Source organism: Leisingera sp. MMG026, from assembly GCF_021654205.1.
Taxonomy (GTDB): Bacteria; Pseudomonadota; Alphaproteobacteria; order Rhodobacterales; family Rhodobacteraceae; genus Leisingera.
Genome location: NZ_JAKFZM010000014.1, coordinates 52,575 through 75,941 on the forward strand (window position 1 = coordinate 52,575; position 23,367 = coordinate 75,941).

Below are 23,367 nucleotides of genomic sequence, written 5' to 3' on the forward strand. Positions count from 1 at the left end.
AAATCAATTCATTCTCAAATTCATTTTTATAAGTACCTCTGCCGGGTACTGAACAGGTGTGTTGAACTAAAGTGTTGCGGCATAAGGCGTTGCTAGCCTGTGTCCGTTAGGTTGCACAAATTTCAGGCCTCAACAACTGTGACGTTATTTAGGTCAGGCATGGCGACCTTATTCGTGCCGTGAATGATGTATTTGCGATAGGAATTTGAGCGTTTCTCCCAGCTTTCCTACCAAGCCCGTCAAGTGCACAGGCGTGTACAGAAGCGGCAACCAGGATTAAGGGCTGAACGGCATGACAACGACAGAAGACCTTCTCTACGCTGAAAGCGGTGATGAAAACCTACTGGCGGCGGAATACGATCATATCGCCGATGTCATGGCCGAGGTGCTGGCGGATCTCAATCTGGCGGTGTCGGAAGATGCAGCCGGATTACGGGAGATCCTGCGTGCAAGCTTCAGTAAGCTGACCGGCGACCAGACAGCTGAAAATACCCTGTTCAACAAGTTTGCCAATATCGACGACGACTTGATGCCGGAAGGCCTGGCAATCCTGCCGGAACACAGCCTGGACGGGGCGCATGCGGCGTATTCGGCAAATGCGGGCGGCACTATCGTGCTGACCTACGATGCGATCACACAGGGGCGCGCCTATCTGAAATACCTTCTGGCTGAGGAGCTGGGACATCACTTTGACGCTCTGCTGGGCGAGGGCGACAGCAGTGGCGATGAAGGGGCGAAATTCGCGGCTGCACTCTATCCGGATATTGCCGAAGCTTTTGAGATCGATACAGCGGCGGAAGCAGCGGACGAAGATGCCGCCGTCATTGAGATGGGCGGCGAAGGGTTTGACATCGAGTTTGCAGGTGCAGAAGGCACCAGCAGCGGGGCTTTGAAAAAAAATAAAAGCAAAAGCCTTGCGGACGGCTTGAACGAAATCCGGAACGATCTGTTCACACCCGGTGAATTCGTTTCACGGCTGCGGCGGACGGCCAGCCAGGACGCAGCGGGACTTCTGGATGCAAACCAGGGCGATGCCACAGAAATCAGTGCGGATGGGTTCGACTTTTTGAATCTGATCCGTCTGCGCAAGCCTGAATCCTCCAGGGCAGCATTTCTCAAATCTGCAACCCCGCTGGTTCAATCCGGTACCACTGGCACATCCGTTGATCCCGATGCCCGCCCCAGCTTGAAATCCAGTTTCCTTGGGGCAGCGAAGCGGTTAAAGCAAGGCGCCTCCAGCACCGGCTCGCTGGTTAAAAAGCGTGTCAATGCGGTCAAAACCCGGATTGTTGAGGCACGTGCAGGAACAAGCGGCGAAACACCGTTGCTGGAAGACACCGATGGCGACATCGAAGATCTGGCAGGACTGAAGAGCCGGATTGCTCAATTCAACAGCAGCGAAACGCGCACCAAACCCTTCGACTATTTCTTTGATCAGGTCGTTAAACCCAACAGGAATCCGGCGCTTGGCGAACTGACGGATGCGCAGAAACTGGATATTCTGAAGGATATTCCGACCACAATGACGGGTGACATCGGGACGACCACGTTTGCTTTCCAGTCGGAGCGCAACCATGGAATTGGTGTCAAAGCTGTTACTGGTGAGGGGTTCAAGGCAGGTGTCGGCTTTGATTCGGACACGACTTCTGCTTTTACCATCAACGCCAAGGATGGTGTCTATTCTGTTGATTTGGTCATTGCCAGCGGCCGCTCTTTCAAAGTCCGGGGCGACTATGCAGCAGGTGTCGATGCCGCATATACCCAGCCTACCCTGGATGTGAAGCTGATAAACTACCAAAAGACCGCCACTTGGTCATCCTCCAACCTGGACCTGGTTGCAGTCCAGTACCTGATTGAGCAGCTGTACACAGGGGAACTGGAAGCGATTGATTTCCAGAACTATACCCGTGAAATCAAAAAGAAGGGCGAGGTGGCGGCAGGACTGTCAAGCGGTGTTGCGGGAAGTTCCGGAGATGCAGCAGCAGCAGATGGAACCTCATCCGGTTCAATCACAATATCCACGCCGGGCAACAAGGAAATCACCAAGATTGATATTGACAAGCTGCTTCAGAACGATCCGGCAGCAGTGGCAAAACGGAAAGCGAAGACAGACGGTGGCATCACATTGGGTTGGACACCAATTTCCGGCGGCGCCGGATTGCGGGCTGAAGACGCCCGTCCGGACAATGTCTCCGGGTCTGCCGCGCAAAGCTACGCCACAGCCGAGGCTCGGCTGGGCCAGGCCAAAATCGCAGAGAAAGGCCAATTCACGATCCCGTTCTCCTTGCACAAGAATACAATTGCCGGGATCGGCAAGGAATTGCTGGGTTTCAAAAACGGGCTGCAAAAACTGTTCGGAAAGGACGTTTTTGACAATTGGCGGCAGGAAGCACGAAGGCTGTCCAGCACGGCGGGCGAAGCCTTTGGGAATGACAAATCAAAAAGCTTTGTGGTGGACTTCAAAATCCGCGATGACGCTGCCGAAGCGCTCTATAAGAAGCATATCGTTCGTGACAGCTCCGGACACCAGGCAGGGTTCGACGACACTGGGTTTCAGAAGGATATTCAGAAAATCCTGAAAAATCCAACCAAGACTAAGAACGCAAATCAGCTGACCTTTAGTGTGTCAGTCAAGTCCGGGTTCACCGATAAGGCTGTGACTTCTGGCGGTTTTGTCGTCAAAGCAGGCGGTTCGGCTGGCTATACCGTGGGCCAGACGCTGGAAATCCAGAAGAACCTGACCTTTTACAAGGCGCCGCCGAACCAGGCGGGGACCAGCCGCGTGCGGGCCGGGGCAGGGGATGACCAGCTGTATCTCCTGGGCGACGACGGCAGCGATATCGAGCGCCTGCTGAGCTGGGATGCGCTGTCGGGCGAAGTTTCAGCCGGGTTCACCCGGATGGTGGACAGCAAGGCGCCGGCGGGCCAGTTCACAACCGAAGTCCGTCACGCACCGCAATCGCTCTATGTCGGGGTCGGTAAGGACGGCAAGCCTTGCGGCCAGTGTGTTGGCCTGTCGCTGGGCTATCTCTACAGCCTGTCGCAGTCCGACAGCACCAAGCAAAAGTTTCTGGACGGCGTGTTTACCCACTCCAGAATCGTGGACAACAGCAGCAGTTCAGTGCGCGAAGATGTGGAAAGTGTCGGCTTCCAAAGCCTGATCCGCCGCCTGAGCGCCTTTGGCAATTCCGGCGACGCGGCGCAATCGGTGCTGAACGGGCAGGGGAACCTCACGCTGGATCAGGTGATGTCGCGGCTGCAAGCGGCGTCCGGCGATGCATTTTACGAACTGCATACCGGCAACCACGCCTTTGCCGTGGCCAAGAAAGTTTCCGGCGGCACCGCCAGCTATCACTTCTACGAAACCAATGCAGCTGAAGTGAAGCTGTCGTCATCCTCCGAGGCCGGAACAGCAGGGGCCCTGAAGTCGGTCATCGAAAGCCACTTGGCGCAGAAAAGCAGCGGCGGGCACTGGGAGGGCAGCCTTGCCTCCTATTATGACACAAAGAAGAACTCCTCGGGCAGCCTGGTGTTTGACACCTACCAGTTCGATCCATCCAAAGTTTCCGGCAAGGAGGCCTTCACGGCGCTTGACGGCCTGCTGGAGGGCGATGGTTTCGTGACCGAGCGGCAGCGCCTGTCCAAGCTTGGGGATATCAGCCTGAACGGCAAATCCGTCTCGGCGCTGGCGCTGTATGATGCGGCCACCTCCGTTCACGGGCTCAAGGTATCCGGCAATGTGTTTGCTGAGCTGGCGGGCGGCGGCGCAATGCTGTCTGATCTCCGGTTTGATGTGCGCGGCCTGGAAAGCGTTCTGTCCAGCGACCTGGCGGACGCGGAGAAGGTAAAGATCGCTGTCATCCTGAAGCAGCGGCTGGAGGCGGAAAGCGGCGATCTGACCAAAGTCTTCAGTTCCGACTCCCTGCAGGACAGCAAGGTCGGAACAACAGATCTGGCCCAATCGCTGGCCGATGTGGTCACGTCCAAGATCACGGGCGCTTATGAGGCGGCACCCGACTTCCATCAGGCGGTCGAGACTGCAACCGGCCAGAGCCGGAACCTGCGCAAGTCGCAGGAGCTGCAGGTGAAGTATGGTCTTTCGATTGAAGATACCGCTTCGGTGCTGCGGGTTGCCGAGCTGTCCAAACAGCTGAACGGCTACAGCGAGCAGGACTTCCAGAAGCTGAGGAACAAGCACCGCGGAGCGTCCGATCTGCAGCTGCTCGAAATCGCCTCGACGGATCAGCTGCGGCGCAGCGTGCGCGGGCTGGACGACGGCACCGCGATTGTGGACATGGCCGATTGGACCCGTTCCGATGCGATGGGCTATCTTAATGAGAAAGGCGTGTTCCGGGCCGGGCCTTATGCGGATCCGCTGGATGTCAATGCCGTCCGCAAGATCGTCAACAGCGGCACCTACAGGGACCGGCTGGAGCTGGTCAGCGCTCTCACCAAGATTGACCCGGAACTGTACCGGGGCATCGAAACAAAGCTGCGTCAGGACACTGATCTGGAGACCCAGAAACTGGGGCAGTCCCTGCGCCGCAACTTCAGCCCGTCGCGGGCGCAGAAGGCGCTGAACGGGGCTAACATCAGCTTTACCACACTGACGACACTGAATTCGGTCCGCTCGGTCATTACTGACTGGAACAACCTGAACACCACCCAGAAAGCCCTGACCGTGACGGAACTGGCTGGCGGCGTGGCACTGCCGACAGTGGTCAGCAAGGGCATCAGCACCGGCTTCAAGCTGGCAGGCAAGGCGCTGGGAACCGTTGGCAAAGCGGTCAAGGCGGGGGGGCTGGATCTGTTGCTGGCGCCGATCAGCCTGACCTCCATCGGGCTGGAATGGAAGGATTTCTGGAACAACAACGGCGACACAGGCAGCATTGAGTACAAATCTCTGGTCTCCAGCACCGTGATCACCACGGTGTCCCTGGCAGCCAGTGTAGCGCTGACTGGCGTCTCCATTGCCGCCGCAGTTTCGGCATCCGCTGCGGGCACGACAGTTGCGGCCGCCGCCGCGGCCGGATCGCTGTTGGCGACAGTCGCCTCGTCTGCCGGCCCCATCGGCCTGGCCATCGGTGCTGCGGCCTTCATTATCCAGGGCATCGTTCAAGGTGCGCTGCAGATCGAGGAATACGGCGACTATTTTGAGAACACCGCAGACAAGGTGCATCAGTTCTTCGCCGCCTGGGTCGGCGTGGAAACCCGCGGGTTCAAGGAAGCCAAGGCCAAAAAACAGGGCGAGGAAGCGGCAGCGGACACGGAAACCAGCCTGCTGGACGGCTGGAATGAAACCAAGGCCTATCTATCTGACATCTTTGCCAAAAGCGGCCACAAGGACCTCAATGTCCGCAACCGCAGCTTTAACGTGAACTACGGCATTGTCGACTATGATGGCGACAATGACGGCGACAAGGATGAGGTTGGCTATCTGCTGCAGCAGGAAGGTCCGGTTTTTGGCAGTCTGGAGCGGATCACCACGCAGCTGATTGCTGCCGGCACCACCGTTTGGGCGGAGCTTGGCCGCAAGGCCGGTGAGTCGGTTACCGGCGATCTCGCGAAGAAGAACCTGTTCAGCCTGGACAACTCCACCGAGCTGGCTCGGCTGACAGGCGGCAATCTGGCGGATGTCTACAACATGTCCGCGGAAGCCAAAGTGGGTCATCTGGATGGCGGCGCCGGTGTCGATACGCTGATCCTGGATGCGGATGGGAATACAGCGACCATCGACCTGAGAGCGGGCACCGGGCGGATCGTGCATCCGGACCCGCTCGACTTCAACCTGTCCAGCATCGAGAACATATCGGTGGTGAATGCGCATAGCTTTACCAAGGTCTATGGCGACGATGGCGACAACCTGCTTGATGTGCGGGGCGATGGCTTTGCCAGCGGTTATGAGGTGCATGGCGGCGGCGGCGCCAATACAATTGTCGTCAACAGCGGCATCGTTATTCACAGCACCAGCGACGACACTTTCCTGTGGAGCGCGGGCAGCCACGGCCAGATCTGGCTGGACAAGAACGACGGCCCGCAGGCGGCGCTGATCGAACTGCCGGACAACTATGACCGCTACACGCTGGATACCTCGGCCAACGCGCTGGTGCTGCGCGGGCCGGATGGCAAGTCCCTGCAGATTGGCGATATCTTCGAAGGCGAAGGTGTGGTGCGCAAGAACAAGATCCTGCAGTTCCGGGACAAGAGCGGCGCCAGCTTCTCTCTGACGCTGGAAAACAAGTACCGGGGTGACGGCAGCAACGTTTATCCGGTTTCACTGGAACGGGTGTCCAAATCCTTTGTTTTCCAGAAAAAGGCGGAGGGCGACAACGACCTTACACGCCTTGCCGGTGATCAGGCAGTCTCAACCTACCGGCTCAATCCCGGTTCCGGCTCCTTTGTTCTGGAGCCGCGTACCCAGCGGATGATGTCGGTTGTGCTGAATGCCGATTTGGACAAGGTGGATTATTTCTACAATGAAGATGGGCAACTGACCCTTCTGTACTTCGCCCTCGACGATACCATCGAAGTCATCATTCCGGATTACCACGCACATGCCGGACAGATTTCGATCTATGCCAACACGCCCGGTGCCGAAAACGCGGTTCCTGCATTGCTGCAACTGCCTGCAGAAGGCGGCGGCCGTCTGTCCATAGAAAATCTTGCCGGCGGGACAGCCGAGGCGGAAGAGGCAGTGTCAGGTTTGCGCTCGACAACTCCGGTGAAGGCAGGCGATGCGGTTGAACTGAGTTCCACCGATGCGCAAGGCCGCTATGTCGCACAGGCGGACGCCGCAGCGGGGCTGGCGGTTTCCATCGCATCCCTGTCGCAGATTGCCTATCTGCGTATGGGGGATGATCTGCTGGTCTATGACGAAAGCCGACTGGACCCCGCGCTGGGGCTGGAAGCGCAGCAGTCGCTGCTGATCGAAGGCTATTACGCGGCTGCTTCTGCTCCGGGGCTGTCGGTGAATGGACAGTCGGTGACCGCGCAGGCGATTGCAGCGGAAACAGACAGCTATCTGGGCAGTAGCGGCGACGACGAGATGTCCGGCGCCAACTACACCGAGATGGCCGGCGGCGCAGGCAGCGACACCTACACAGTGGACCTGTCAGGCAGCAAATCCTATGTCATCGACAACACCGACGGCGCACTGACCTATGACATGCTGCAGCTGGAAGGCGTTGCATCGGACGACATGCGCGACGTGGTGCTGACCCATCAGGGCGGCGATCTGATCCTGTCCTATCAGAACAGCCAGGTCACGCTGAAGAACTTCAACCGGGAAACCGAAGCGCGTCACCTGCGGGTCCGCCTGGGTGTAAGCGGATTCACCTACGGGCTGCCTGCACTGGTTTCCGGAGAGACCAACTTCTATGAACTGGATGCCCGCAACCACCAGCGCATTCAGCTGGTGGACAACGGCAAGCCGCATTTCTTCGACCTGCCGCAGCAGCCGCATTTCGCCTTTGGCAGCAACCAGGGCTATGGGTATGTTGAACTGGACACGGATGTGGCCGCCTATGCAAAGGAAGTGATCGGCCTTGATCTGAAGCTGACCTCGGCTGACGGTTCGCAGTCGCTTTACTTCAAGAACTACTATCTGGAGCCGGACCTGATCAGCTTTGCCTGGCGCAGCAGTGCCACGGCGACGCATGGCGACACCTATAACCATGACGTGCAGCTTCCGGACGGGGATCCGCAGTACCAGGCTTATCTGGACGCCGGCATCGCCCGTAAAGACGTGGTCCACTATGTCAATGCCGGGCTGACCGCGGCTGAGGCGCAATCCGTGGAGGCGTTCAACGTTGAAGACACTCTGGTTCAGGCGCCCAGAACGACCTCCGGCTGGCAGAAATTGGAAAACAGGGATTTCGCCTATCTGTCACAAGAGGACAAAAGCCAGTTCGATACCAAGGTCACGATCTTTGACCAGACGTCCTGGGGCAGCAAGCCTGGTATCCGGATAGAGGTCAACCGCGACGGGGATCTGGAACTGCATCTGCGGGAATGGAGCGGCCATTTACGCCAGTTCCAGACTTCGCCCGGCTCGCCGCATCTGAAATCCTTTGAAAAAGGCCAGATCCTGGTGGCGATGGATACGGCGACGCGGCGTCTGCGGATCGCGCATGACACCGAAGGGTTGCTGTTCCAGACCGAACTGCCCTCGATTGCCTGGAATGCGTTCACTGACGGGCTGGAGCATCCGTCAGCTGAGGAGTTCCACCCAGACTTTGATGGCACAATCTACTTTGGCGAAAACGCCTATGAGCTGGCTGGCAGCCGGGTGCAATCGGGTGCTGGATTTGAGTTCCTGGATCAATCACTGACTGCAGCGGAGGCCAAGGTTCTGCTGCGCGGACAGCGCCTGCAAGGAGACCTGAGCGGCCTGATTGATCACCTGGTTGACAGCCTAGGGTTCCAGAACAAACCAGCGGTTGCCAATGCGATCGCGTATCTGAAAGCCGGTCTGCAGGATGCGGAGGTTATCAAGCTGTTCAGCGACGAACTGCTGAAAGATGCGTCGTCCGGGGTTCGGGACAAGATCCGTCCGGATGAGTTTGACCTGGCCTTTGTCACCCAGCTGCGGGGGATTGGTGCCAATGCAGACTTTGTACTGGCTGCAATAGACGGGGGGCTGAACGCCATCCAGGGCGAGCAGTACCTGAGCGAAGGAGTTCTGCCGCAGGACGTGAAGACAGTCCGGGATCTGATCAGCGGCACGGCCACCAGCCAGGATGCGGTCTTGATCGAAAAGGCTCTCTTCATTGCCGGATACCAGCGGTCAGCCGCAAAGGAAGTCGCCGCTGTGATGGCTGAGAAGGGCCTCAGCGATCATGCCCGCATTGATGCCTATTTCCGGATTGGCATCACCAGTGCCGATGCCATCAAACGCTTTATGGATGCCGGGGTGTCGGCCGCGGATATTGTGTCTGGTGACGAAAAATTCGCCAGCTACGAGGCAGGCGACCGAGGCGGGCTGATCAATGTCTCGGTCAGCGATTCTCTGTCGACTTTCTCAACCGTGCGCAGCTACTGGGCCAACCGTGATCTGGATGGCGGTAAGATCAAGTCAGGTGAAATCCTGGAGAGCGAGGCAGCCAGCTCGCTGGCAGTTGCGCATTCCAGCAGCGCGGACATCGGGGTGTCGGAAGTGGATTCGACAAGCTGGGGCAGCCGCTCCAACCCCTCGAACATCGTGGACGGCTGGCAGTTGAACCGGGACGCAACAGCCTGGGCAACAGGCGAAGATGATGTCGCTTTGAACGGCAACGCCTGGATCAGGTTTGACCTGGCTGACAAGATCCTTCTGACCAGCCTGACCATCGACAGCGATCTGTCGAGCAGGGCCTATGCCGAGGATAAGCAGGCGGCGGCTGACATCGCGATCGACGTCCTGCGCAGCCAGAACACAGCTGATCCGAAGAGCCAGTTCAAGATCCAGGCGTTGGATAACACAGGAAACTGGCAGGATGTTTCTGACGTCTATGACTGGGAACCTGCCGGCAACAGCAGCGACACGGTACAGATCCGGACCGGTGGCATCCCTTACAAGAGCTATCGGCTGGTCGGGGTCAGCGGGACCTTCAGCAAGGCACGCTGGATCAAAGAGATCACCTTTACCACGACCGGTGTAACGGAAACTGTGTCCAACGCGCCCGGTGAAGAGAACGTCTATCTCAGCGATCTGACCTTCAGTTCCCAGAGCAACGGCTGGGGCGCTGCAGAACGGAACCGGTCGAACGGTGAAGCCGGTTCGGCTGACGGGAACCAGATCACAATCGGCGGCGCAACCTATGCCAAAGGCGTGGGCGTGCATGCCGGGTCGGAGATCGTGGTGGATATTCCCGAGGGTGCCCGCCGGTTCATCTCCGATATCGGGGTTGATGACGAAGTCGGCGCCAACGGCTCTGTTACCTTCAAGGTTTATGGCGACAACCAGCTGCTGTTCGAAAGCGGCACCCTGACCGGAAATGACGGTGCAGGCAAAGTCGATGTGTCGGTTGCCGGGTATTCCCAGCTGCGGCTGGTGGTTGGCGACGCCGGCGACGGCAATGGTGCGGATCATGCGGATTGGGCGGGTGCCCGGTTCGTGCGGCCCGCCGAAGCGCCGCTGCCGCAGGCCCAGATCCACACCGTGTCGGACAGGCAGAAGACCGCCTTTGACTACTTCAATGGCAGCTTTGCCAATCAGCAGATTGGCGGCACCGGAGAGGACTACTTTGTCGGGACGGATGCGGAGGAATTCCTGTCTGGCGGAGATACGCGGGACTTTCTCTACGGTTATGGCGGTGATGACCTTATTCATGGCGGCGCAGGGCTGGACCACCTGGAAGGCGGCGATGGGTTTGACACCGCGAGCTACAAAGGAGCGAGCTGGGCTATTCGGTTTGATCTCAGCGGCGATCAGACTGAGCAGTACTTTGCTAGCGGCGTTTGGAACAACGGCGATAGTGTTTCCGGCTTTGAAGGGGTCATCGGCAGCGGGCTGAATGACGTGCTGATTGGCAACAGCAGCGCGAATTTCCTTCAGGGCGGAAATGGCGCGGATACAATCACTGGCGGGGCTGGCGATGACCTGATCAACGGCGGGTCGTTCGTCGATGACCTGGATGGCGGGGCTGGATATGACATCGCCAGCTACTATGATGCGAACCACGCTGTTTGGATCGAGTTGGGGAGCAATCAGTTTGCACGCTACAAGGCTGATGACGGCAATTGGTATGAGGAAGACAAACTTTCCAGTTTCGAAGGGGCCATCGGTTCCTCTCACGGTGATCAGTTCTATGGCAACGCCGCCAGCAACTATCTGGACGGGCAGGGCGGCAATGACCTGCTGCGGGGCCGCAAGGGTGACGATGACCTTCGGGGCGGCCAGGGAGATGACGCCTATATCTACAGCGCCGGCGATGGCCATGATGTGATCTCGGACGCCGGAGGCACCGACCGGATCATCTATGAAGACCTCAACGGCCGGTCTATCGGGATCTCCAACCTGTGGTTCACCCGCGACGGCGAGGATCTTTACATCCTGAACAGCGAAAGTGGTTCTGAAGCTGACGGCAGTCAGCGTATCAATGGCTACTTCAGCGAAGACGGAGCAGGCAAAATCGAGGAACTGGCAGCCGGCGGCAAAAGCCTGTCGAGCGCAAACATCGATCTGCTGGTGTCTCAGATGGCGGGGCATGCACGGTTTGACTACGGTGCGGCAACACAATCGGGGGCAACGATCCAGGAAGAGATCACCCGTCTGTGGGTCACACCAGCTGTGTAACCGCAATCCCGTCAATCGAGAGCGGGCACCGGTGCAAATCCGGTGCCCGCAACATGTGCACGGCACACTCTTTCACAACCAGAGGCCTCTGCCGCAAGGCAGGTGCTTCCGTGTCGGCAGCTATAGTGATTTGTGATTAGTTGTTAAGGAGAGTAAACTCGTGCTGGCACATAACGATCCCCCAAATACAGGATTGGCGCATATGAGCCAGGTCAGCATCGACCTTTTGAGGACGTTCTTCGAACTCGCGCAGCTTAAGTCCTATACCGCGTGCTCAAAGAAACTGAACCTATCGCAGCCGGCAATCAGCAATCGCATAAAGCGATTGGAGGATACGGTGCAGTTTTCTCTTTTCATTGAACGGAACCCGCACCGGGGCATGACGGAACAGGCCCAGCAACTCTACCAGATCACACAGCGCATTGTGGGAGAGTTGGAAAAAATCGAGGGACTGATCGGCAAGACCAGCTGCACACGGTTCCGGATCGGCGTTCTGCCTGCTGTTGAGTTCTTTTTCGGACCCGAAATGATTTGGAAACTGGACACGCCTGGAACCGGGCCGAAACTGGAAATTGTTACTGACAGCGAAGACAATCTGGTGAAAAAGGTATCACTGGGGCAGATCGAAGTTGCAGTGATTTGCAGCCGGGAAGGAAAGCCGCTGAACAGCGTTTTTTCCAAACGCTGTTCGCTGAATTGGATCTGCGGCCTGCAGTTCGATGAAAACACACTGGCAAATGATGCCGAAGTCCCGGTTGTCATCTGGCATGGCAATGTCAGCCGCGGTCCGTCGGCAGATGAAATCCTGAAACGCAGCAACCGGGCGCACCAGGTGGTTTTTGAAACCTCTTCTCTCACCTCATATTTTGATGCGATCCGGCGCGGCTATGGCGTTGGTTTCACCGTTGATTCCTTCTTGAGAGCAAACAGAAACCCCTATTCGGTCAAGGTGCTGGACAAACACCTTCCTGAACTTGGGAGGATTGATTTCCATGTGGTCTGCCCCCCGAATTCCCCAGCTTGCGTGCGCAAACTTGCGAACCAGCTGGCTTCTGTTTTTGGGGACGCGTAATGGCTTGCCCGGACATCACGATGCGAAAATCTGCTGTGGCCTGCAAGCAGGCAGCTTGCAGCAACCGGCGGCCGGTTGCTGACCGCTTCGGTGCTATGGCATGACCCCGGCCTCCGTGAAAGATGACGGTGAATGCAGCCCCGGAACCAGCCGCAGGGCAGGCAGCCTGGTCCAGTGTTTGGCAATCTGGGCCGGAGTCATGCAGATTCCGCAGGCAGAGGAAACAGTCCGCAAGCTGCTGGATAAGACGGGAGATGTGGCGGAAGAGCGTTTTGCCCGCTCCGCCGCGCGGGCCCTTAAGCTGAGAATGCGGTTTCACAACCTGACACAGGCAAAGCTGGAAAAGCAGCCTTTGCCGCTGATCCTTCGGGACAACGCCGGAGCCTGGTTTTTGCTGGCCAGCCTCTCGGATCAGAACGCCTTGATACAGCGCCCGGACGCGCCGGCTCCCGAAGCCTTGAGCCGTGAAGAATTTGCCGGCATTTGGTCCGGGAAGGCGGCTGTGCTGCGGGTACGCGAGCGGTTTCACAAGATTGTTCAGAAGTTTGACATCCGCTGGTTCCTGCCGGAACTGACCCGGTACAAGGGGCTGGCGTTCGAAATTCTGGCGGCCTCTGCAGCAATTGAATGCCTGGCCCTGATTTCGCCGCTGTTCTTTCAGGTCATCATGGACAAGGTGCTGGTCCATAATTCGGTTTCAACCCTGGATGTTCTGGTGGTCACGCTGATTGCCGTGGCTGTGTTCGAGGTGGCGCTGAAGACGCTGCGGCAGTATCTGGCAACACGCACCGCAACCCGGATCGATGCCCGGCTGGGCGGCAATCTGTACCGGCATCTGGTTGATCTCCCCCTCACTTACTTCAAGTCGCGCCCGGTTGGTGTGACCGTTGCGCGGGTGAACGAGCTGAGTTCAATCCGTGAGTTCATCACCGGTGCGGCGAACACGCTGGTGATCGACCTTAGCTTCACTTTTATCTTCTTTACGGTGATGTACTATTATTCACCCGTTTTGACCTTTGTCGTACTGGCCTCGGTGCCCTGCTATATGGCGGTCTCTTTCCTGATAACGGGGCCGTTGCAGCGCCGGATCGAGGAACTGTACCGGGATGGCGCCGTCAACACTTCGTTCCTGACCGAAATGCTGACCGGGGTCGAAACAGTCAAGGCGCTGGCGCTGGAAGCCCAGATGATCCGGCGATGGGAATATCAGACCCGCGACTTTGTGCTGTCGAACTACAAGGTTCAGCGGCTGATGCAGCTGTCGAACACGCTGGTGCAGGCCATTCAGAAGCTGACGATGGTGCTGGTTCTGTGGATCGGTGCGCGCAAGGTCATCGGTCTGGAGCTGTCGATCGGGCAGCTGATCGCGTTCAACATGATGGCCAACCACGTCAGCCAGCCGGTTCTGCGCCTGACCGAGCTTTGGCGCCAGTTCGTGCAGACGCGCGTTTCGGTCGAGCGCCTGGGCGATGTGCTGCACACAATCCCCGAAGTGTCCAAGGCCCATAAACCTGTGCAGCGTATCGCAAAGGGGGCCGTTTCCATCCAGAACGTCACCTTCCGCTATGCACCGGATGGCGAACCGGTGCTGCAGGACTTCAACCTGGAAATTCCCGGCGGCCAGATGGTTGCTTTTGTAGGGCGGTCCGGATCGGGCAAGAGCACGGTCGCACGGCTGGTGCAGAAGCTTTACATTCCCGAAAGCGGGAAAGTGTGCATTGACGGCACCGACATAGCAACGCTGGATTCTGTGTCCCTGCGGCAGAACACCAGCATCGTCCTGCAGGAGAACTTCCTGTTCAACAGATCAGTGCGTGACAATATTGCGCTGACCCGGCCATCGGCGCCGCTGGCGGATATAGCTGAAGCCGCAGTCAAGGCTGGGGCCCATGAGTTCATTCTCGAAATGAAAGACGGGTATGACACCATCCTGTCCGAAGGCGGCAGTTCGATCTCGGGAGGGCAGCGGCAGCGGATCGCCATTGCCCGCTCGCTGCTCAGCGAACCTGGCATTCTGATTCTGGACGAAGCAACCTCGGCTTTGGACGATCATTCCCAGGCGCTGATTCAGAAGAACATGGATGAAATCCGCAAGGGCCGGACCGTCATCGTGATTGCGCACCGGTTGTCCACCGTCCGGGACTGCGACTGTATTCATGTGCTGGATCAAGGCCGGATAATCGAAAGCGGAACCCACGATACGCTTCTCCGGAACCCGGATGGCGCCTACCGCAACCTGTGGAACCTGCAAAAAAACGAGCTCGCCATTGAGGGGCAGAACCCCAAGGCTGCGGAAGCGGCCCTGGCAAAGGGAGAGGCAGATGGACTTATTGTCTAAACGGCGCCGGAAAGCGGCGGAGCAAATGCCCGCCGCAAAACCGGCTCCCGCCGCCAAGACGGGCAAGCGCAGCTCCTTGGAGCTGGAATTCCTGCCGGAGTATCTGGAGATCCTGGAACGGCCGCCCTCAAGTGCCGCACGCGGGTTCAGCCTTGCGATCGTATTGCTGTGCATCGGGGTGGTTCTGTGGGCGCTCTATGGGCGGATCGACATTATCGCCACCGCTTCAGGGCGTCTGATCGTTGATGACCGCTCCAAAGTGGTGCAGGCGCCGGAGCGCGGCGAAGTGAGCCTGATCTCGGTCCGTGATGGGCAGGAGGTCAGGGCAGGGGACACGCTGATTGAACTGAACCCGACCTCGGCCGCAGCCGAGCGCGACCGGCTGCGGGGCCAGCTGCAGGCGGCTTCACTGGAGGTTACCCGGCTGCAAGCCTTGCTGAGCGGCGGGCCGCTGGGTGATTTTCTGATCCCCGAGGGAACACCCGCAGCACTGGCACAGACTGCGCAGAACCGCTTGCAGGCCGAAACCGACAGCATAGCAGCCCAGCTGACTGTCCTGCAGAACAGGGTCGAGCAGGTGCGGTTGCGGCAGCAGGCCTCGGGCGCCATTGCCGCCGAGACCAAGGCCCTGATTGAAAACACCCAGGAACGTCTGGACAGCCGCCGCACCCTGATGGAACAGGGCCTGTTCCCGCGCTACCAGTTTCTTGAACTGTCGCGCGAGCTGATCGAGCAGCGCCGCGAGCTGGCAGAGACCGAGGTGTCGCTAACTCAGATGAAGTCCGAGGAGAACGACCTCAATCAGCAGATCGAGCAGTTCGGCTATGAAACCCGCAAATCATTGCTGGACCGGCTTTCACAGGAACAGATCCAGCTGTCGAACCTGCGCAACCAGCTGATCCAGGCCGATGAAAACGCGCGGAAAATGACCGTCACCGCACCAGTGAGCGGCGTGGTTCAGCAAGTTGCAGTCTCGACGATTGGTGCCGTTGTCCAGCCTGCGCAGGAATTGCTTGTTGTTGTGCCGCATGCCGCAAACCTTGAAGCGGAGGTCATGGTTCTGAACAAGGACATCGGCTTTGTCCGTGGCGGCCACCCGGTTGAAGTGAAGATCGACAGCTTCCCCTACACCAAGTTCGGCACTGTCGTGGGTGAGGTCAAAAATGTGTCCGGCGACGCCATTGAGGATGAGCGGCTGGGGCTGGTTTATCCGGCGCGGGTTGTGCTGGAGCGGTTGGTGATCGCATCCGGCAGCGAGCGCATCGCCTTGTCGCCGGGCATGACGGTTTCCGCGGAAATCAAGACCGGGGACCGGCGGATCATCGACTACGTCCTCAGTCCGCTGCGCGAATACCAGTCCGAAACCCTGAGGGAACGGTGATGAGCATGGCAGCAGAAAGCCTGCAGGATACAGCCTTCCTGCAGGGAAGCGATGCGGCGGCGGTTTCCCCGGAGCAGGACACGGGCCTGCTGGCACTGATGGCGGCGGCCCGCCAGCTGGATGTTGCTGCGGATGCTGGCCAGGTTTGGCATCTGCATGGCAAAACCGACGCTGCTTTTGATGCCACGGACATCATCCGCTGCGCCAAACGCATGGGGATCAAGGCGCGGCTGGCGCCCCTGCCGGAACGGCGGCTGCTGTCTGCCCCGGTGCCGTATCTGATCCGCAAGGCTGATACCGGGCAATGGTACGCTGTTACCGGCGCGGTTGGCGGGCAGCTGCAGGTAACAAATCCGCTGACAGGCGGCACCACCCGCAATGCCCCCGAAGATGTTGCTGGCGACTTTGACAGCGAGGTCATCCTGTGCAGCCGGGAACCGTCTTGGATGTCCGGGCAAAAGGCTTTCGGGTTCTCCTGGTTTCTGCCTTCGATCCTTAAGCACAAAGCGCGGTTCCGGCGCATTCTGCTGGCCTCGCTGATCATTCAGGCCTTTGCCCTGGTATCGCCCAAGCTGTTCGAAGTTGTGATCGACAAGGTGCTGGTCAGCCGGGGCCTGCAAAGCCTGGACGTGCTGGCAATTGCTCTTATCGGGATTGCCTTCTTTGAACCATTGATGACATTTTTGCGGTCGCTGGTGTTTTCACACATGGCAAGCTGTGCCAATTCGGAATTGTCCGCGCGCCTGTTCCGGCATCTGGTCTACTTGCCGCTGGACTACTTCCGCAACCGCCAGGCGGGTGAAATCCTGGCCCGGGTCAAGGAATTGGACCATATCCGCAACTTCCTGACCGGCTCTGCCCTGATGATGGTGGTGGACCTCTGTTTCATCAGCGTTTTTCTGGCGGTCATGTTTGCCTATTCCAGCAAATTGGCCTTTGTCGTTCTGGCGACACTTGCGGTGTTCGGGCTGACCTGGCTGATCATCGGGCCGTTTCTGCGCAAGCGGGTGGAGCGGGAATACGAACGGAATGCGGAAAACTCTGCCTTTCTGACCGAAACCGTAACCGGCATTGAAACCATCAAGTCCCTGGGCATGGGCGGGCAATTCGCCCGGGCCTGGGAAGACAGGCTGGGCGCGTCGCTCAAGGCGGCCTTCGGCGCCAGCATGCTGGGCCATTGGGCAGGCGGGGCTATCGGTCTGGTGCAGAAGGTGTCGGCGGCTTTGCTTTTGTGGTTTGGTGTCAGCCTGGTGCTGCAAGGCGAGCTGAGCGTGGGTCAGCTGGTGGCCTTCAACATGCTTTCCGGCCATGTCACCATGCCGATCCTGCGGCTGGCGCAGATCTGGCAGGATTTCCAGCACACCGGGATTTCCATCCGCAGGATCGGCGACATTCTGCAGGAGGAACCCGAGACCGCAGCCAGCGCCGGCCGCTCCTCGCTGGGAGATATCAAGGGTCGCATCGATCTGCGAAAGGTGACTTTCCGCTATTCACCGGATGGTGCCGAAGTTCTGCGGCGCGTTGACCTGACCGTCAATGCCGGAGAGGTGATAGGACTGACCGGCCTGTCCGGATCGGGCAAAAGCACCATCACCAAACTGGTTCAACGGCTTTACGTGCCGCAAAGCGGCCAGGTGCTGGTGGACAATGTTGATCTTGCAATGGCCGATCCGGCCAACCTGCGCCGCAACATGGGCGTTGTGCTGCAGGAGAACTTCCTGTTCAACGGATCAGTCTGGGACAATATCGCCCTCGGCAACCCGACGGCGAAGCCAGAGGAGATCCTGCATGCCGCGCGGCTGTCAGGCACCAGTGAGTTCGTCGAGCAGCTGCGCCATGGTTTCGATACGCAAGTCGGCGAGCGGGGCGGCAACCTGTCCGGCGGCCAGCGCCAGCGGATTGCCATTGCGCGCGCGCTGGTGGCGGATCCCAGGATCCTGATTTTCGACGAAGCCACCTCGGCGCTGGACTATGAGACTGAGGCTGGGATTCTGCGGAGACTGCCGGAAATTATCGATGGCCGCACCGTTATCATGATCGCGCACCGGCTGAATTGCATGCCGCTGTGCGACCGCGTTCTTGTAATGGACAAAGGCGAGATCATTGAACAGGGCACCCATGGCAAGCTGCTGGAAAACGGGCGGGCCTACGCGGATCTGTGGCAGCTTCAGAACGGTTAGCAGAACGGCCCGCAGCCGGGCCGGGGTAACGCTGTTACAGACCGCAGCACAGTTTAACTGTAAGCGCAGTCCCGGCCCCAGTTTGTAGGTGCGATGGGCTTTGATGCTGAAACCGCCCCCCGGCGGCATCGATGTGCCGAGGTGGGATCGCAACAATCCATTTTGGGAGGCGATCATGCCGGAGATTGTCACGGTCGGACTGGATCTGGTGTGAGCGATACCTGAACCGCGGCTTCTATTGCTGTCGAGAGTAGGGGGGCGACCCATCTCTTCCACCATCTTTTCCCTGAAGACTTCTGCCGGGGTCTTCCACCCCAGGCATTTCCGGGGTGTGTTGTTGAGGCGGTCGCAGAGCATCTTCAGTTCATGATCTGAGACTGCCGCCAAATTGCGCTTGCGTGGCAGCCGCCGGTTTGTATTCCCGACAGTGCCTTTCTGCCAGGGCGAAGACGGATCGCAGAACCAAGTTTACGTTCCTGCCCCGGCTTGCAGGTGCGGCAGATCGCGGATGGTCTTCATAATTTTGCCCTTCTCGGCGAGACAAGTATCGCCTGCCGGGCAACGAATGCCTGAACTGGCGGCGGTGCGCGACATCGTCGGGACGGAACAGGATGCTGACATCCCGGTCGAACTTTGGAGCCTGATGCTTTCTGGCACAGCGCGGCCGGCGGTACTTTCTGTGTTTGGGCAGATACCACCACAGCTCATCAGCCATGCCTTCTTTGAAGTAGATGTAGCGATAGATCATTTACTGACAAATCAGCACGCGCGCCATCTCAAGAACAGGAACCTTCGCGTGTCTCCAGCGTTCAGTTCTACGGCGTTCTTCTATACTCAGTTTCGAGTATACGGCGCCCATGCCAGTCTCTCCTCATTAGATAACCCTCTGGTTTCTAATAGGAGTCGCAGTTGGGGGTAGCGCGCACCGCGGCTGCAATGAAAAAGCCTGTAATCGGTCTTATGTAAAATATACTGGAACGTACAGACATTGCTGAAAGCTCCTTGGATCCCGATGTTTGCCAAAGACGAGTGGTTTGTTTTTGCTATAAGGGATGCTCGCAGGATTTCGGACCAGTGGCTAAGCTGTAGCGGCTGACCAAGGAACGGCCACAGATGACGAAGCAAGTCCGGGCCATCCGCGCCCGGCGCGAAATTGCGGGAAATCTCAGGGGGTCTGACACTGTTCAATCTCGTGATCGAGCACGCTTTCGCCTTCCGCCGCGCCGCAGCTTCCCGGAAGCAGCCATTGTTTCAGGGCTGCCTTCCTAGAGGCTGCTGTTCATTTGAGCCTGCATGCTTTCGATGGACTGGCAAAGCCGGGTTGTGAAGGCCTTTGAGGTCAGGGATTGTGCCGTGTAGCCCGGTGTTAGGATCGAAACACCGGTGCTGATCCGGGGGCGGAACCGGCGAATCACCAGGCCGGCCGTGGTCTGGCGCTGCTGCAGGCAGCTGTAGGCGGTGATCATGTCGCAAATCATGTAGCACATACCCGCTGCAACGAATTGCAGGCCCGGCGTCCAGGTGCGCAGCTCCAGCCGTTTGCGGAACCGGCAGCCGCCCCTGTGAAACGCCGCCTCTGTCCGGGCCGTCAGCGGGTGCTCGTCGAACAGCGCCGCCATCGGCTGCCCGTCCAGATCCTGCGGTGTGATCTCTTCGGCGGCCGCAAGCGGATCGTCGGCTGGAAGCACGCAGACGCATTCGAGATCGAAATCCATCTGCCGGACAGAGGGCCGCGGCACCGGTGTTTCGGCAAATCCGATGTCGAATTGCTGTGACGCAATCAGATCCTCGATTACGTCCGACGAGCGCATGATCAGCGAGACCTCCAGCTCATCCTTGCCTTGCAGAAAATCCGTTAGAATCCGCGGCATGAACAGCCCGGCCGCCGCCGGATGGCACGCGACGCGCAGCTTGCCGGCCTCTTGGCTGCGGATTTTGCTCACCGTGCGCTCGATCCGCTCGATGCGTTCCAGCACGGTCTCGCATTCCTCCAGAAAGAACCGGGCTTCCGGGGTCGGAATCAGTTTTCCCTGCTCGCGGACAAACAGGCTGAAGCCCAGCTCGCTCTCCAGCGTCGAAATCATGGTGCTGACGGCGGGCTGGGTGCGCCCGACGGTGCGCGCCGCCTGCGAGATGGAGCCGCTGCGCATGACCTCGCGGAAGGTGAAGATCTGGCGGATCGAGAAATTCATGGCATAGGTATCAAGGCAATTTATGGAGTCACAGATATTTTGAAATTGATCTTATGCCCTTTGTCCAGCCAAATCCGCCAAACCCGGTGAGGGGACACCGGAAGGAGGACAGATGGACACATTTTCAAAATATCTGCTGACCGGGCTGATCTGCCTGGTGGCCCTGGGCCAGTTCGTCCAGGTGGTCACCCGCTATCTGCTGCAGATCCCGGTGATGGGGCTGGAGGAGACCATGCTCTACCCCACCGTCTGGCTCTATTTGCTTGGGGCTGTGAACGCCTCGCGCGAGGACACCCACATCCGCGCCAACGTGCTGGAAATCGCCATCAAGACAGAGCGCGGCCATACCGTGCTGGCGATCATCGGCGAGGTTATCAGCCTGACGGTCGGCTTGTGGCTGCTGAGCTGGGCGTGGGAGTACACCCAATACGCCTGGCGGGTCTGGAAGGAGAGCCCGACGCTTTACTTGCCGACATTCTTTTCCGAAGTGGCGCTGGCGGCCGGACTGGCCCTGATGATGCTCTACACCGCGGTGCATTTGCTGCGCCATATCAAAGACCTGCGCGCCGGAGCTGCACAATGATCGAAGTCGCCCTTCTTGCCATTGCCGTCCTGGTGCTGACGCTGACCCTTGGCGTGCCGCTGCCCTACTGCTTTGGCGCGTCCCTGATGATCATGTATTTCCTTGGTGATGTGACCATGAAAGGCATGATGCTGTGGGGCTCCCAGCAGCTGGGCAACCCGGTGCTGCTGGCCATTCCGCTGTTCGTGCTGGCGGGCACCATCATGTCGGCCAGCGGCATTGCGGCCTCTCTATTGAACTTCGTCAATGCCTTCATCGGCCATATCCGCGGCGGTCTGGGCGTTGTGGCTGCCGTCAGTTGCGCCATTATCGGCGCGATCTCCGGCTCAGGCCTGACCGGCATCGCCGCCATCGGCCCGCTGCTGATCCCCGAGATGGAAAAGCGCGGCTATCCGCGGGAATACGCCACTGCGCTGATCGCCAATTCGTCCATCCTGGGGCTGCTGATCCCGCCGTCGGTCACCATGATCGTCTATGGCTGGGTGACCGATACCTCGATCCTTGCCTGCTTTCTGGCGACCCTGGGGCCGGGCCTGCTGATCATGTTCAACTTCTCGGCCATGAACCTGTGGATGAGCCGCAAGTTCGACCTGGTGCTGGACGACACGCCCAGCTTCTCGGCGCTGGCCGGAGACGTTGCGAAAAAGGGCTTTAACGCCACCCCGGCACTGCTGATGCCGGTGATCATCCTGGGCGGCATCTACGGCGGCATCATGACCCCGACCGAAGCCGCAGCACTGTCGGTGATCTATGCGCTGCCGGTCGGTTTCTTCATCTACAAAGGGTTGAAATGGAACAGCTTCCTGGATGCCGGCAAGGAGGCCGCAACTGCCGTCGGCGCGATCATGGTGATGATCCTGTTCTCGATGATCCTGAGCCAGATGTTCGTCTATGAAGGCATCCCGCAGCAGATGGTCAGCGCGATTTTTGAGATCACCGAGAACAAGGTGCTGCTGCTGATCTTCATCAACATCCTGCTGTTTCTGGTCGGCATGGTGGTGAATGACGTCACCGCCATCATCCTGATCGCGCCGCTTTTGCTGCCGCTGATGCAGGCGATCGGGGTCACCCCGGTGCAGTTCGCCGCGATCATGGGTGTGAACACCGCGATGGGCGGGGTGACGCCGCCGTATGCCTCGATCCTCTACCTTGGCGCGCGGATCGGCAATGTGAAGGTCACCAAGGTGATCCCGCCCGCAATGATCCTGATCCTGACAGGCTATGTGCCGGTGGTCTTCCTGACCTCGCTGTGGCCCGATCTGTCGCTCTTTCTGCCGCGTTTCTTCGGCTACTGATCCCACCCCGAGAATTACACCTGACACCCTACGGAGGAGACTACCCATGAAACACTTTCTGACAGGCACCGCTGCTGCTGCCCTGATGTCGCTGGCGGGGTTTGCCCAGGCCGCCGACCTCAAGATGAGCCACGTGCGCCCGCAGGACACCACCATCGACAAGGAACTGCGCGCCTTTGCAGCCCAAGTGGACGAGGCCACCGGCGGCGACGTGTCGGTCAGCATCTTCCCGGCTTCTGCTCTGGGCGATTACACCACCGTGCAGGAACGCATCAGCGTCGGCGCCATCGACATGGCCACCCAGCCTGCGGCTGCCGCGGTGGACCGTCGGATGCAGATCAGCTCCTTTCCCTATCTGGCCGGCAACTGGGCCGAGGCGCGTGCGATCTATGGCCCCGACGGCCCGGTGCGCAATGTGATGGCCGAGCTTTACGCCAAGCAGGACATCACCATGCTGGCGGCCTACCCGGTGTATTTCGGCGGTGTTGCTCTGAATACCGATCCGGTCAGCCCGGGCGACCCGTCGCAGTCCAACGGCATCAAGGTCCGGGTGCCCGGCATCAAAAGCTTCCAGCTGACCGGCGAGGCCTTGGGCTATATCCCGTCACCAATCCCCTTCTCCGAAGCCTTCACCGCGATCCAGACCGGCGTGGTTGACGGCGTGATCGGTTCCGGCGCCGAGGGCTACTATGCGTCGTTCCGCGATGTGACCAAGGCCTATGTGCCCGCCAACACCCACTTTGAAGTCTGGTATATGATCATCTCCAACGGCTCGCTGGCTGAATTGGATGCTGAGGATCAGGAGGCGCTGAAAACGGCTGCTGCCGGTTTCGAGGCGCAGCGCTGGACCGTCGCCGAAGAGGATCAGGGCAAATGGGAACAGCGGCTGGCAGATGACCTTGGCGCCAAGATCGTCGACCTGAGCGATGAGGAGCTGGGTGCGATGGCTGCAAAAGTGCGCAGCGACGTCTGGCCGGTGGTTCTGGAAGATGTCGGCGCCGATTGGGGCCAGGGTATTCTTGACCAGATCGGCAAGTAAGCCCGCATGAAG

Annotated in this window: 10 protein-coding genes; 9 read left to right on the top strand and 1 reads right to left on the bottom strand. The window is 59.0% G+C overall.

Annotated elements, in window-relative coordinates:
- The first annotated feature begins 292 nt into the window (after positions 1 to 292).
- The 6 genes from L1069_RS09735 (at position 293) to L1069_RS09760 (ending at position 19,165) form a co-directional block, all read left to right on the top strand.
- Positions 293 to 11,275, top strand: a complete 10,983-nt coding sequence (locus L1069_RS09735; RefSeq protein WP_237455537.1) for an NPCBM/NEW2 domain-containing protein — start codon at positions 293 to 295, stop codon at positions 11,273 to 11,275.
- Between the two features lie 202 nt (positions 11,276 to 11,477).
- Entirely contained in the window at positions 11,478 to 12,347 is an 870-nt protein-coding gene (locus L1069_RS09740; protein ID WP_237455538.1) for a LysR family transcriptional regulator, read from the top strand.
- A gap of 100 nt (positions 12,348 to 12,447) precedes the next feature.
- Positions 12,448 to 14,685, top strand: coding sequence for a type I secretion system permease/ATPase (locus L1069_RS09745; protein WP_275423065.1), 2,238 nt, complete (start codon positions 12,448 to 12,450; stop codon positions 14,683 to 14,685).
- On the top strand, positions 14,669 to 16,066 hold the full coding sequence (locus L1069_RS09750) for an HlyD family type I secretion periplasmic adaptor subunit (RefSeq protein WP_167738199.1): 1,398 nt from the start codon (positions 14,669 to 14,671) through the stop codon (positions 16,064 to 16,066). Before L1069_RS09745 ends, L1069_RS09750 begins: the two co-directional genes overlap by 17 nt.
- A complete protein-coding gene (locus L1069_RS09755; RefSeq protein ID WP_237455540.1) occupies positions 16,066 to 18,246 on the top strand; it encodes a type I secretion system permease/ATPase in 2,181 nt (726 codons plus the stop codon). Before L1069_RS09750 ends, L1069_RS09755 begins: the two co-directional genes overlap by 1 nt.
- 565 nt (positions 18,247 to 18,811) lie before the next feature.
- Positions 18,812 to 19,165 (top strand): hypothetical protein, encoded by a 354-nt coding sequence (locus L1069_RS09760; protein WP_237455541.1) that lies wholly within the window; start codon positions 18,812 to 18,814, stop codon positions 19,163 to 19,165.
- Positions 19,166 to 19,511: 346 nt separating this feature from the next.
- Here L1069_RS09760 and L1069_RS09765 read toward each other — a convergent pair whose 3' ends face one another.
- The gene (locus L1069_RS09765) at positions 19,512 to 20,438 is read right to left on the bottom strand and encodes a LysR substrate-binding domain-containing protein (protein ID WP_237455542.1); all 927 of its coding nucleotides are present in this window, start codon (positions 20,436 to 20,438) and stop codon (positions 19,512 to 19,514) included.
- A 112-nt stretch (positions 20,439 to 20,550) separates the two neighbouring features.
- On the opposite strand from L1069_RS09765, the gene L1069_RS09770 reads away from it, so the two are divergent.
- From L1069_RS09770 to dctP, 3 genes are read left to right on the top strand one after another with little or no spacing between them, the layout of a single operon-like run.
- Complete coding sequence (locus L1069_RS09770; RefSeq protein ID WP_211038103.1) at positions 20,551 to 21,021, top strand: TRAP transporter small permease subunit; 471 nt, start codon at positions 20,551 to 20,553, stop codon at positions 21,019 to 21,021.
- A complete protein-coding gene (locus L1069_RS09775; protein ID WP_237455543.1) occupies positions 21,018 to 22,316 on the top strand; it encodes a TRAP transporter large permease in 1,299 nt (432 codons plus the stop codon). The genes L1069_RS09770 and L1069_RS09775 overlap by 4 nt, the downstream gene beginning before the upstream one ends.
- Before the next feature lie 46 nt (positions 22,317 to 22,362).
- A complete protein-coding gene (dctP, locus tag L1069_RS09780; protein WP_237455544.1) occupies positions 22,363 to 23,355 on the top strand; it encodes a TRAP transporter substrate-binding protein DctP in 993 nt (330 codons plus the stop codon).
- The last annotated feature ends 12 nt before the right edge of the window (positions 23,356 to 23,367 follow it).

Excerpts from the sequence above, each read along its gene's own strand:
- L1069_RS09735 (WP_237455537.1), top strand. The coding sequence starts at position 293 with ATGACAACGACAGAAGACCTTCTCTACGCTGAAAGCGGTGATGAAAAC.
- L1069_RS09740 (WP_237455538.1), top strand. The coding sequence starts at position 11,478 with ATGAGCCAGGTCAGCATCGACCTTTTGAGGACGTTCTTCGAACTCGCG.
- L1069_RS09745 (WP_275423065.1), top strand. The coding sequence starts at position 12,448 with ATGACCCCGGCCTCCGTGAAAGATGACGGTGAATGCAGCCCCGGAACC.
- L1069_RS09750 (WP_167738199.1), top strand. The coding sequence starts at position 14,669 with ATGGACTTATTGTCTAAACGGCGCCGGAAAGCGGCGGAGCAAATGCCC.
- L1069_RS09755 (WP_237455540.1), top strand. The coding sequence starts at position 16,066 with ATGAGCATGGCAGCAGAAAGCCTGCAGGATACAGCCTTCCTGCAGGGA.
- L1069_RS09760 (WP_237455541.1), top strand. The coding sequence starts at position 18,812 with ATGCCTGAACTGGCGGCGGTGCGCGACATCGTCGGGACGGAACAGGAT.
- L1069_RS09765 (WP_237455542.1), bottom strand. The coding sequence starts at position 20,438 with ATGAATTTCTCGATCCGCCAGATCTTCACCTTCCGCGAGGTCATGCGC.
- L1069_RS09770 (WP_211038103.1), top strand. The coding sequence starts at position 20,551 with ATGGACACATTTTCAAAATATCTGCTGACCGGGCTGATCTGCCTGGTG.
- L1069_RS09775 (WP_237455543.1), top strand. The coding sequence starts at position 21,018 with ATGATCGAAGTCGCCCTTCTTGCCATTGCCGTCCTGGTGCTGACGCTG.
- dctP (WP_237455544.1), top strand. The coding sequence starts at position 22,363 with ATGAAACACTTTCTGACAGGCACCGCTGCTGCTGCCCTGATGTCGCTG.